At 72.0% G+C, this 11,652-nt stretch carries 13 protein-coding genes; 6 read left to right on the plus strand and 7 right to left on the minus strand.

The window, feature by feature from the left end; all coding sequences use genetic code 11:
• Positions 1-48: 48 nt before the first annotated feature.
• From ACFUJR_RS36855 to ACFUJR_RS36865, 3 genes are all read left to right on the plus strand, one after another.
• Positions 49-270 (plus strand): hypothetical protein, encoded by a 222-nt coding sequence (locus tag ACFUJR_RS36855; RefSeq protein WP_383178580.1) that lies wholly within the window; start codon positions 49-51, stop codon positions 268-270.
• The gene (locus ACFUJR_RS36860) at positions 270-437 is read left to right on the plus strand and encodes a hypothetical protein (RefSeq protein WP_383178577.1); all 168 of its coding nucleotides are present in this window, start codon (positions 270-272) and stop codon (positions 435-437) included. Before ACFUJR_RS36855 ends, ACFUJR_RS36860 begins: the two co-directional genes overlap by 1 nt.
• 72 nt (positions 438-509) lie before the next feature.
• Entirely contained in the window at positions 510-1,349 is an 840-nt protein-coding gene (locus ACFUJR_RS36865; RefSeq protein ID WP_383178574.1) for a MurR/RpiR family transcriptional regulator, read from the plus strand.
• Between the two features lie 5 nt (positions 1,350-1,354).
• Here ACFUJR_RS36865 and ACFUJR_RS36870 read toward each other — a convergent pair whose 3' ends face one another.
• From ACFUJR_RS36870 to ACFUJR_RS36900, 7 genes are all read right to left on the minus strand, one after another.
• A complete protein-coding gene (locus ACFUJR_RS36870) occupies positions 1,355-1,726 on the minus strand; it encodes a hypothetical protein (protein ID WP_383178571.1) in 372 nt (123 codons plus the stop codon).
• A gap of 84 nt (positions 1,727-1,810) precedes the next feature.
• The gene (locus tag ACFUJR_RS36875) at positions 1,811-2,257 is read right to left on the minus strand and encodes a roadblock/LC7 domain-containing protein (protein WP_383178569.1); all 447 of its coding nucleotides are present in this window, start codon (positions 2,255-2,257) and stop codon (positions 1,811-1,813) included.
• Positions 2,257-3,015 carry a transcriptional regulator gene (locus ACFUJR_RS36880; protein WP_383178566.1) on the minus strand — a complete coding sequence of 253 codons (759 nt, stop codon included), beginning with the start codon at positions 3,013-3,015 and terminating at the stop codon, positions 2,257-2,259. The genes ACFUJR_RS36875 and ACFUJR_RS36880 overlap by 1 nt, the downstream gene beginning before the upstream one ends.
• Entirely contained in the window at positions 3,012-3,548 is a 537-nt protein-coding gene (locus tag ACFUJR_RS36885) for a hypothetical protein (RefSeq protein ID WP_383178563.1), read from the minus strand. Before ACFUJR_RS36885 ends, ACFUJR_RS36880 begins: the two co-directional genes overlap by 4 nt.
• Positions 3,549-3,772: 224 nt before the next feature.
• On the minus strand, positions 3,773-5,146 hold the full coding sequence (locus ACFUJR_RS36890) for an APC family permease (RefSeq protein ID WP_383178560.1): 1,374 nt from the start codon (positions 5,144-5,146) through the stop codon (positions 3,773-3,775).
• 103 nt (positions 5,147-5,249) lie between these two features.
• Complete coding sequence (locus ACFUJR_RS36895) at positions 5,250-5,714, minus strand: SRPBCC family protein (RefSeq protein WP_383178557.1); 465 nt, start codon at positions 5,712-5,714, stop codon at positions 5,250-5,252.
• Positions 5,715-5,775: 61 nt separating this feature from the next.
• A complete protein-coding gene (locus tag ACFUJR_RS36900; protein WP_383178554.1) occupies positions 5,776-7,095 on the minus strand; it encodes a diaminopimelate decarboxylase in 1,320 nt (439 codons plus the stop codon).
• A gap of 101 nt (positions 7,096-7,196) precedes the next feature.
• Between ACFUJR_RS36900 and hutU the strand changes: the two genes are divergently transcribed.
• The 3 genes from hutU to ACFUJR_RS36915 are packed head-to-tail and all read left to right on the plus strand — an operon-like array spanning position 7,197 to position 11,532.
• Positions 7,197-8,906, plus strand: coding sequence for a urocanate hydratase (hutU, locus tag ACFUJR_RS36905; RefSeq protein WP_383178551.1), 1,710 nt, complete (start codon positions 7,197-7,199; stop codon positions 8,904-8,906).
• A 17-nt stretch (positions 8,907-8,923) separates the two neighbouring features.
• The gene (locus ACFUJR_RS36910; protein WP_383178583.1) at positions 8,924-10,114 is read left to right on the plus strand and encodes an allantoate amidohydrolase; all 1,191 of its coding nucleotides are present in this window, start codon (positions 8,924-8,926) and stop codon (positions 10,112-10,114) included.
• The gene (locus ACFUJR_RS36915) at positions 10,105-11,532 is read left to right on the plus strand and encodes a formimidoylglutamate deiminase (protein WP_383178548.1); all 1,428 of its coding nucleotides are present in this window, start codon (positions 10,105-10,107) and stop codon (positions 11,530-11,532) included. Before ACFUJR_RS36910 ends, ACFUJR_RS36915 begins: the two co-directional genes overlap by 10 nt.
• Positions 11,533-11,652 lie beyond the last annotated feature (120 nt).

Here is an 11,652-nt window from a genome sequence, read left to right on the forward strand (position 1 = left end):
GGGCCGGCCACCCCCTCCGCGAGAATAGGAACGACGAAAGGAACGACTGTGCGAGTATTCCCTCTGCTCTTCGGTATCGGCTGGCTGCTGTTCGGGCTGGCGATCGTGAAGAACCACCGCGGCTTCGCCGACCGTATGACGGCCTCCCCGGTCAACCTGATGCCGGGTGACCCGAAATTCACCTTCGTGCTGCGCGTCGTGGGCATCGCCTCGGTCGTGCTGGGCGGCCTCGCCACCCTCTTCGGCCTCGTCTTCCTGGTCTTCTCCTGATGGGGGCCGTGACGGGGGTCTTCTTCCTGCTCTTCGGGGCCGGCTGCCTCGGCGCCGGAGTCGTCACCGTGCTCCGGAAGAAGAACCCGACCCCGCTGCGCGCGGCGGGCGGCATGTGGATCCTCATCGGACTCCTCGTCCTCCTCTTCGGGATCACCGGGTTCTGAGCACCACCGGTTGCCTGACTGCATATCTTCATGCAGAGTTCTGGGTGACTGAATAGGCGGAAGGGGGACGGCGTGAGCGACAGCCCGGCCGGGCGGCTGCAGACACTCTTCGAGGGGCACCGGCTGACACCGACACAGCGGCGGATCGCGCACTGCATGGTGCGCCGCGCCGGAGACGTGGCGTTCCTGTCCAGCGTCGAGCTGGCCGACCTCGCGGGCGTCAGTCAGCCCTCCGTGACCCGGTTCGCCGTCGCCCTGGGCTTCGACGGCTACCCGGCGCTCCGTCGCCATCTGCGCGAGGTCGCGCCCGCGGGGGAGGCTTCGCCGGAGGCCGGCGAGCACAACGAGTACCAGCAGGCCGTCCTCGCCGAGATCGAGAACCTGCGCCACCTCGCCGAGCTCCTCGCCGATCCCGCGCCCGTCGTCCGCGCCGGCCGGCTGCTCGCCGCCTCGCGGCCGCTGCCCGTCCTCGGGCTGCGGGCCGCCTCCTCGCAGGCGCGCGGCTTCGCGTACTTCGCCGCCAAGGTCCACCCCGACGTCCGCCTTCTCGACGAAGGCGGCTCGATGCTCACCGACCGCGTCGACGCCGCGGTACGGGCCGGGGCCACGGCCCTGCTCTGCTTCGCGCTGCCCCGCCACCCCCGCGAGGTCGTCGAGGCCCTGGAATACGCCCAGGGCGCCGGACTGACCGTGGTGACGGTCGCCGAGTCGGCGTTCGCGCCCGTCGCCGCCCACAGCGACCTGCTGATCCCGGCCGCCGTCGGCACCGGGCTCGCCTTCGACACGGCCTGCGCCCCGATGCTGCTCGGCCGCGTGCTCCTGGAGGCCATGGCGGACGAACTGCCCGACGCCCAGGCGCGCCTGGAGGAGTTCGACACCAAGGCGGCTGCGCGCGGCCTGTTCGTGGAGTAGCCGGGTCAGATCTCCAGGTCGTTCTCCAGCTTCTTCAGCTGGTGGCGCGCCATCGCCAGGTTCGCGCGGTCCTTGAACAGCGCCAGGTACAGGAACAGTCCGTTCTTCCCCCGCCCCTTCAGCAGCCGGATCAGGTGGTACTGCGTGCCGAGCGTGATCAGGATGTCCTCGATCTCGTCCTGGAGCCCGAGCATCTCCATCGTCCTGACCTTGGCGCGGACCACGTCCGTGTTGCCGGCCGCCGCCACGGTCAGGTCGAGGTCCTTGCCGCCGCCGATGGTGCCGAGCGCCATTCCGCTGGTGTAGTCGACCAGAGCGGCTCCGATGGAGCCTTCGATGGACGCGGCTTCCTTGAGGACGGTCTCGGTGTTCGCCATGGGTGTCGCACTTCCTTTTCCGGTTTCGGTTCTCGTTCGGTTTCGGTTCTTCGATGGGTCTTCAGGTCCGGTCCCGCGTCGCGGCTACGTCTGGTGCCGGTTCAGGTCCTTGCGCTCCAGCGCCCCGTCGACCAGCTCGCCTATCCGGGCACTGGACCGCCGGGCCTCCAGATGGAGCCGGCCCACGTTGATCCGGGGCTCGGCGAGCAGCGTGAGCACGGCGGAGCCGCCGGCCGCGTACGTGGCGACGTAGCCGTTCTCGCCCCGGACGAGCAGCTCACGGAAGCCGCCCTGTCCGGTGGACTCGCACAGCCGCTGGGTCACGCCGAGGGCCGCCGCGGTCAGCGCGGCCACTCCCTCCGCCTCCGTGGCGGCCGTGTCATGGGCGAGCACCAGGCCGTCGGCGCTCGCCGCGAGCGCCCCGGTCAGCTGGGGCAGTCGGGCCCGCAGCCGTCTCAGTTCGCCGAGTACCTCGGCTTCTGCCGACATCAGTTGTCTCCTCTCGGCGCGCAGGCGCAGGGCACGCCTCATCACAGACTTGCCTCCAGGGCGTCGCGGAGCCGGCGCAGCAGGGCGATGTCCGGATCGGCCGCGACCTCGCCGACCCATGCGGGTATGGCGGGCGGTGCGGCCGCCACGGGGTCGGGCGGGGTCTCCACGAGGCCGGCGGCGGCGAGCCGGCGGACGTCGAGAAGTGTGTGGAAGGCCGGGCGGCCCAGCAGGCGGGCGATGTCGGCGGGCGTACGCGTCCCGTCGGCCGCCGCGAGCAGTGCCCGCTGGCGCAGGCTCACCGTCTGCCCCGGTGCGGGGGCGCGGGCGACGACCGGGGTCGTGTCCACCGTTCCGTACGGCCAGACACTGTCCAGCAGTTCACGGCGGCGCACCGTCTCGCGCTCGACGGCCTCGGTCGAGACCGGGCGCACCGGACCGAACCAGTGGGACACGCCGTAGCGGAACCGGGTCGGGCCGGTGGCGGGAGCCAGGGCGAAGAACGCCGCGTCGAAGACCGCGCCGAGGTGACAGATCTCCAGCTCGCCGTCGTGCAGCCGGCCGCTCTCCACCAGGAACCTGCCGACCTCGCGGCGCGCCCCGGCCCGGTGGACGGCCTCGTCCCAGCGCTCGCGGGGGAGTCGTCCGCCGGCGGTCAGCAGGACGTCGAGTCCGGGCGCGGCGGGGCTCTCGGCGTGCACGACGCGGCCGTCGACGAGGTAGAGCGTGCCGTGGTCGCGCAGCAGGGCGCCGGTCGCCCGCTCGGCGGCCAGCCGGACGAGCATGGGGGAGACGGTCATCCGAGCACCAGCCTCTCGGCGAGGTCGCGGAGTCTCAGGCGGGCGAGCGCGAGGTTGCCGGTGTCCCGGTCCAGCCACAGGTGGAGGAAGACGCTGCTGTCGAAGGCGGTGTCGACGAAACGCAGGACGTGATAGCCGCTGCGGGTACTGACGATCAGATCCTCCACGGGCGGACCTTTGGTCAACCCCCCATCGGCGGAGACGGTTTCGGTACGCTGTCTTGTGGCTGGGGCGGACGCCGCGGTGCCGGCCGCTGCCGGAACACCGGTCGCGCCGGTGCCCGGGACGGGGGACGCGTTCGCGCGCGCCGCCAGGACGACGGCCGTGGTCGGTGCGGCGATGCCGGCGAAGGAGTCGTACTCCGCCGCCGCGCGGGCCAGTTCGGCCGCCTCCGCCGCCGTCGTCTCGTGGTCGCCGACCGGCGACTCGCCCGCCGCGCCGAGGGCGAGCCCGCTGGTCCAGTCGACCAGCCAGGCTCCGCGTGCGCCCGGCAGGCTCATGGCCTCCAGCAGGCACTCGTCGATTCCGGGCACGCGGATTCCCCTCCCGATGCGGCGTGCGGACGTACGGCAGTAACCGTGACGCTACTCAACGTTTCGGTCGGGGGGAGGAGTTCTGGCATTTTCCATCGGAACATGCCGCTCACTTGCTTGAATTCGCCCCTGGGACCGCGGCGCCCTCCCGAGGGGCCCCGTGCGTCTCGGTCCTCCCCGTGCGTCTCGGTCCTTGCCGTGCGCCTCCACCCTCCCCGTGCGCCTCAGTCCTCGCCGTGCGCGCGCAGGACGGCCTTGTTCACCACCCACAGCCCGATCCCGATGGCGAGCAGGACACCGGCCCGGACGTACACGTCCGCCGACCGGTCGGCGAGGGGGCTCGCCAGGATCAGGGCGGTGACGGCGCCGATGACCGGGAGCGCCGTCGGTGTACGGAAGTGCTCGTGGTCCACCCGGTCCCCGCGCAGTACCAGGACGGCGATGTTGACCACGGCGAAGACGCACAGCAGGAGGAACGCCGTGGTGTCGCCGAGGCCCTCGATCTCGCCCGTGGAGACCAGGCCGATGGTCAGGGCGGTCGCGAAGACGATGCCGGTGAGAGGGGTGCGGCGGTGCTTCAGGACCTTGCCCATCACGCGCGGCAGGACCCGTTCGTTGGCGAGGCCGTAGCAGAGCCGGGAGGCCATCATGATGTTGATGAGCGCGGAGTTCGTGACCGCGAAGAGGGCGATCAGCGCGAAGAGTTTCGGCGGGAAGTCGACCCCGCCGGCCTTCACGACCTCCAGGAGCGGCCCGCTGGAACCCTCCAGGACCCTGTGGTCGACGAGGAGCGAGGAGACCAGGGCGACCAGGACGTAGACGGTTCCGGTGACGGCGACGCCGATGAAGACGGCCCGGGGGAAGGTGCGGACCGGATCCTGTGTCTCCTCCGCCATGTTGACGGAGTCCTCGAAGCCGACGAAGGCGAAGAAGCCGAGCGCGGTGGCCCCCAGCACGCTCGTGACCAGGGCGTATCCGCTGCCCGACGCCTCGAACTCGCCGAGCCGCGACGGCTCCCCCTCGCCGCTCAGGACGGCCCAGGCGCCGATCGCGAGAATGATCAGCAGTCCGGTGACCTCCACGAGCGTGAGCACGACGTTCGTCTTCACGGACTCGGACACCCCGCGCAGCGCGAGACAGGCGAGGGCGAGGACGAAGACGATCGCGATGAGCGTGGCGGGGATCGCGTCCGTGAACTCCTGGAAGTAGTCGCCGCTGAAGGCGCGGGCCGCCGCGCTCGCGGAGGAGAGCCCCGAGCACATCACCATGAACGCCACGATGAAGGTGAGGAAGGGGACCTTGAACGCCTTCTGCGTGTAGAGCGCGGCGCCCGCCGCCTTCGGGTACTTGCCGACCAGCTCCACGTACGAGGCGGCGGTCAGCAGCGCGACGACGAAGCCGATCACGAAGGGCAGCCAGAGCGCACCGCCGACCTTGCCCGCGACCTTGCCGGTCGTCGCGTAGATCCCGGTGCCCAGGATGTCGCCGATGACGAAGAGGATCAGCAGCCTGGGCCCGATGGCGCGTTTCAGCGCCGGCTCTCCGGCCGGACCCGACCGCTCGGCGGCGGGCTCGTCGGATCGTGATGCTGTGGTCATGGGCGGCCTCTCGTCGTCGTCGGGAGGACGCCTGCCCGGGGGCTCGTCACCTGATGCCCGCCGCACTGTCACCCGTACGAGCGAACATACGTACGGGCAAGGGTCAGCGGCGGCGCTCCACCGAGGCCGCCACGTCGTCCAGGTCCTTCGCCAGCGCCCGGCTCGCCGCCTTGGCGCCCAGGCCGCTCAGCAGCCTGGCGACGAACCCCAGGCGGTTCCCCTCGGCCGGGCCTCCCGAGAACGTCATCCGCACCACGGTCGCCCTGTCCCCGTCGGGGCGCAGCGCGATCTCGGAGACGTAGTGCATGCCGTGCGAGTCGGCCACCGTCACATAGCGGTCCGGCGCCTCGGCCTCGGTCACGGTCATCTCCTCCGTGGCCTGCTTGCCGAACATGGTCCGGGTCTCGCGCCAGCGCGTGCCGACACCGAAGGCGCCCTCGGTGAGCACCTCGACCTTGTCCACGCCGCTGAGGACGCGCTCCATGTCCCGCAGGTCCGTCATCGCCTCCCAGACCGGTCCGGGGGGCGCCTGGATCCGGCGTTCGACGACGATGCTCTTCATGGCCATGGCTCCATGGAAGCACCAGGGTCCGACGATCGCCCGCGTTGTCAGCCCGGGAGTGGGTGTGTCAGACCAGGAGTGCGTCCGCCCGGTCGCCGCCCGCCTCGGCGACGATCTCGTCCATGCTCTGCGCGGTCCGCACGGTCGAGAACGAGACGCGGCCGTCGCCGTCCTGGACGGTGAAGCCGTGGACGGCCGGCCGGGGCAGGCTGTTGTACGCGTAGTGGTGGGCGAAGTAGTACGCGCCGGTGTCCGGCACCGCCACGATGTCGTCCGGGCGCAGCAGCGGCAGCGGGTGCGCGGTGGCGATCAGGTCCCCCGCGAAGCAGGCGGGGCCGGCCACGTCCTGGACGGTCTCCGGCCCGTCGTGCGGCCGGCCCTCGGAGCCGTACGCGAGGACGCGCAGCGGCCAGGAGGCCGGGTCGTAGACCGTACGGGTGGCGACCTGGACCCCGGCGTGGGTGACGGCGATGGGGCGTCCGCCGGAGCTCTTGGTGTATTCGACGCGGGCGAGGATCGTGCCGTGCTTGGCGAGCAGCGAGCGGCCGAACTCGGTGACGAGCCCGTAGCGCCCGTCCAGGAGACCGGGCGCCGTCTCGGCGAGCAGGGCCGCGTACGCGGCGTAGGTCGGCGTCTCCTCGTCGGAGGCGAAGTTCACCGGCAGCCCGCCGCCGATGTCGACGGTGTCGATCTGCTGCCGCCCGGCCTTGGTGTTGATCTCCTCGGCCAGCTCGTACACGGCGGCGACGCCCTCGGCCATCAGGGAGAAGGGGACGCCCTGCGAGCCGGAGTGGGTGTGCAGCCGGGTCAGCCAGGGCCGGTCCAGGTACGCGTGGACGACGGCCTCCCGCGCTCCCTCGTCCCGAAGGGCCACCCCGAACTTGGAGGTGGCGGTCGCGGTCGAGAGCGCGCCGATCGAACCGGCTCCGACCTGCGGGTTCACCCGGATCCCGAGGGGTGAGGCAGTCGGCGCCGAGGCGATCAGCGCGTCGAGCCTGGCCAGCTCCTGGAGGTTGTCGGCGTTGACGGCGATCCCGAGAGCGAGGGCCTGGCGCAGCTCGGCGGGCGTCTTGGCGGGCGAGTCGAGCACCGTACGGGACGGGGCCACGCCGGCCGCGCGGGCGAGGGCCAGCTCCCCGGGGCTCGCGACCTCGGCGCCGAGCCCGCACGCCTCCAGCAGGCGCAGGACGGGTACGAGCGGGCAGGCCTTCACGGCGAAGGCGTGCAGGACGGGGGCGTCGGTGACCGCGGCGAAGGCGGAGACGAGAGCGGCGGCCGACGCGCGGATGCCGGCGGTGTCGAGAAGCGCGACGACCTGCCCGGAGGGGGTGAGGAGGCCCTGCTCGACGGCGGCCCGGACGGCCTGGTCGCGACGGTGGGATGCCATGGATCCATGGGACCACCGGGACGGGTGGCGCCGCAGCTGTTGACTACAACTATTCATCAGGTCAGGATGTGAATAGTTACGTCACATCGGAGGAGGCACCCATGTCAGGACCCCGCCCCGTACGGGCCCCGCGCGGTACGGAACTGAGCACCCTGGGATGGCAGCAGGAGGCCGCCCTCCGGATGCTGCAGAACAATCTCGACCCCGAGGTCGCCGAGCACCCCGACAAGCTCGTCGTCTACGGCGGGACCGGGAAGGCCGCGCGCGACTGGCGCTCCTTCGACGCCATGGTGCGTACGCTGCGGACCCTGAAGCAGGACGAGACGATGCTCGTCCAGTCCGGCCGCCCGGTGGGCGTCATGCAGACGCACGAGTGGGCCCCGCGCGTGCTCATCGCCAACTCCAACCTGGTCGGCGACTGGGCCAACTGGGAGGAGTTCCGGCGCCTTGAGCAGCTCGGTCTGACCATGTACGGCCAGATGACGGCCGGTTCGTGGATCTACATCGGCACCCAGGGCATCCTCCAGGGCACCTACGAGACGTTCGCCGCCGTCGCCGCCAAGAAGTTCGGCGGCACGCTCGCGGGCACCATCACCCTCACCGCCGGCCTCGGCGGCATGGGTGGCGCCCAGCCGCTCGCCGTGACGATGAACGACGGCGTCGCGATCTGTATCGACGTCGACCCGCGCGCGATCGAGCGCCGCATCGAGCACCGCTACCTCGATGTGAAGGCCGACAGCCTCGCCCACGCGCTGGCACTGGCGACCGAGGCGCGCGACGCCCGTCGCCCGCTCTCCATCGGCCTCCTCGGCAACGCGGCCGAACTGCTGCCGCAGATGCTGGCCGAGGGCGCCCCCATCGACATCGTGACCGACCAGACCTCGGCCCACGACCCGCTCTCCTACCTGCCCATCGGCGTCGAATTCGACGACATGGCGAGCGCCGCGGCCAAGGACCCGGCGGGCTTCACCACCCGCGCCCGGGAGTCCATGGCCAAGCACGTCGAGGCCATGGTCGGTTTCATGGACGCCGGCGCCGAGGTCTTCGACTACGGGAACTCCATCCGCGGCGAGGCCCAGCTCGCGGGCTACGACCGCGCGTTCGCCTTCCCCGGATTCGTTCCGGCCTACATCCGCCCGCTGTTCTGCGAGGGCAAGGGCCCGTTCCGCTGGGCCGCCCTCTCGGGCGAGGCCTCGGACATCGCGAAGACCGACAAGGCGATGCTCGAACTCTTCCCGGAGAACGAGTCCCTCCACCGCTGGATCAAGATGGCCGGCGAGCGGGTCCACTTCCAGGGCCTCCCGGCGCGCATCTGCTGGCTCGGCTACGGCGAACGGGACCGCGCGGGCGAGCGCTTCAACGACATGGTGGCCTCCGGCGAGCTCGCGGCCCCGCTGGCCATCGGCCGCGACCACCTCGACTGCGGCTCGGTCGCCTCCCCGTACCGCGAGACCGAGGCCATGCTCGACGGCTCCGACGCGATCGCCGACTGGCCGCTGCTCAACGCCATGGTCAACGTCGCCTCCGGCGCCTCCTGGGTCTCGATCCACCACGGCGGCGGCGTCGGCATGGGCCGCTCCATCCACGCGGGCCAGGTCACGGTCGCCGACGGCACCCCGCTGGCCGGCGAGAAGATCCGCCGCGTCCTGACCAACGACCCCGGCATGGGCGTCATCCGCCATGTCGACGCGGGCTACGACATCGCCGAGAACGTCGCCGACGAGAAGTCCGTACGCGTCCCGATGCGCGAGGGCTCCGAGGGCTCCGAGGGCTTCGAGGGCTCCGAGGGCTCCGAGGGCGGCTCCGCGTGAGCGAGACGTTCCATGCCATGTGGCGTTCGCTGCGGCCCATCGGCCGCAGCGACGCCTCGGGCGGCTACCGCCGCTACGCCTGGACCGGCGCCGACGCCGACTGCCGGCTCTGGTTCCGGATGCAGGCCGAGGCCCGCCGCCTGAACTACGAGGTCGACCGGAACGGCAACCAGTGGGCCTGGCTCGGCGACCCCGCGGCCGGTGACGCGGTCGTCACCGGCTCGCACCTGGACTCCGTGCCCGACGGCGGCGCCTTCGACGGCCCCCTCGGCGTCGTCTCCGCCTTCGCCGCGCTCGACGAACTCCGCTCCCGCGGGGTCCAGTTCAAGCGCCCCTTCGCCATCACCAACTTCGGCGACGAGGAAGGCGCCCGCTTCGGCCTCGCCTGCGTCGGCTCCCGCCTCACCGCGGGTCGGCTGACGAAGGAGCAGGCGTACGAGCTCCGCGACGCCGACGGGATCACCCTCCCGCAGGCCATGGAGGCCGCCGGTCACGACCCGGACGCCATCGGACCCGACCCCGAGCGCCTCGCCCGGATCGGCGCCTTCGTCGAACTCCACGTCGAACAGGGCCGCGCCCTGGACCTGTCCGGCGACGCCGTCGGCATCGCGTCCGCGATCTGGCCGCACGGCCGCTGGCGGTACGACTTCGCGGGTGAGGCCAACCACGCCGGCACCACCCGCCTCGTCGACCGACGCGACCCGATGCTCACCTACGCCGAGACCGTCCTCTCCGCCCGGCGCGAGGCCGAACTCGCGGGCGCCGTCGCCACTTTCGGCAAGATCGCCGTCGAGCCGAACGGCGTCAACGCCATCCCCTCCCTGGTCCGCGGCTGGCTCGACGCCCGCGCCGCCGACCAGGACGCCCTGGACACCGTCATCGCCGGCATCGAGACGGCCTCCCGTGACCACGCGGCCCGCCACGGCATCGACCTCACGGTCGTACGGGAGTCCTTCACGCCCGTCGTGGAGTTCGCCCACGCCCTCCGGGACGAGATCGCCTCGGTCCTGGGCGAGAAGACCCCGATCCTCGGCACGGGCGCCGGGCACGACGCGGGCATTCTGTCCGAGTCGATCCCGACCGCCATGCTGTTCGTACGGAACCCCACGGGCGTCTCGCACTCCCCGGCCGAGTTCGCGGCCGAGGACGACTGCGTGGCCGGAGTGCTCGCACTCGCCGACGTACTGGAAGGACTGGCGTGCAGGTGACGACGTACTGGCTGGAACACGCCTGGCTCGACACGAACGTCGAGCCCGGCGTGGTGCTGGAGGTCGCGGACGGCCGGATCACCGCGGTCCGGACGGCAGCCGACGCGGGAGCCGATGCGGGAGCCGGGGCCGGCGCGGGAGCCGGGGCCGGGGCGGAGACGACCGTGCGGGCCACCGCGCGGTCGGGGGGCATCGCCCCGCCGCCCGGCGCCGTCGTCCTGCGCGGACTGACGATCCCCGGCCTGGCCAACGCCCACTCGCACGCCTTCCACCGCGCCCTGCGCTCCACCGTCCAGGTCGGCTCCGGCACCTTCTGGACCTGGCGCGAGATCATGTACCAGGTCGCCTCCCGGCTGACCCCGGAGTCGTACCACGCGCTCGCGCGGGCGGTGTACGCCGAGATGGCGCTCGCCGGGATCACGGCCGTCGGCGAGTTCCACTACCTCCACCACGCCCCCGGCGGCACCCCGTACGCCGAACCCAACGCGATGGGCGAGGCCCTCGTCCAGGCGGCGGCCGACGCGGGCATCCGGATCACGCTCCTCGACACGGCGTACCTCTCCTCCGGCTTCGGCGCCGCCCCCGACCGCCACCAGCTGCGCTTCTCCGACGGCACGGCCGACGCGTGGGCGGAGCGCGTCTCCCAGCTGAAGGAGCGCGACGGCGTACGCATCGGAGCGGCGATCCACTCCGTACGCGCCGTCCCGGCCGACCAGCTGTCGACGGTGGCGAGCTGGGCGCGCGAGCGAGGCGTACCGCTGCACGTCCATCTCTCCGAGCAGACGGCAGAGAACGACGCCTGCCTCGCGGCCCACGGCCGCACCCCGACCCAGCTCCTCGCCGACCACGGTGTCCTCGGCCCGCTGACGACCGGCGTCCACAACACCCACCTCACGGACGCGGACATCGCGCTCATCGGCTCCTCGACGACGGGCACCTGCATGTGCCCGACGACCGAACGAGACCTCGCGGACGGCATCGGCCCGGCCGTGGCGCTCCAGCGCGCGGGCTCCCCGCTCTCGCTCGGCAGCGACAGCCACGCCGTCATCGACCTCCTGGAGGAGGCCCGGGCGATGGAGCTGAACGAACGCCTCCGCTCCCGTACGCGCGGCCACTGGACGGCCGTCGCACTGCTGCGGGCCGCGACCGCCGACGGCCACGCGGCCCTCGGCTGGGGTCAGGCGGGCACCCTGGAGCCCGGCGCGCTCGCCGACTTCACCACGATCGCCCTGGACTCGGTCAGGACAGCGGGACCGGTGCCGCGTCTGGCAGCCGAGACGGCGGTATTCGCAGCGTCGGCCTCGGATGTGCGGCATACGGTCGTGGGTGGTCGCCATGTCGTACGGGACGGGGTCCACCAGTCCGTGCCGGACGTGCCCCGCGCCCTCGCGGACTCGATCGCCGCCCTGCGCGGCTGAAGCGGCTGAAGGAGACATCTCTCATCTTGACGCTCCCCTCCCTGAAGGGAGGGGATTCCTACGGCTCGCGCCGTGAGACTTCCTGTTTCATCGCCGACTGCCCGCCCGGAGAACTCCGTT

Origin of the sequence: Streptomyces sp. NPDC057271 (genome assembly GCF_042668715.1) — a bacterium.
Classification (GTDB): Bacteria; Actinomycetota; Actinomycetes; order Streptomycetales; family Streptomycetaceae; genus Streptomyces.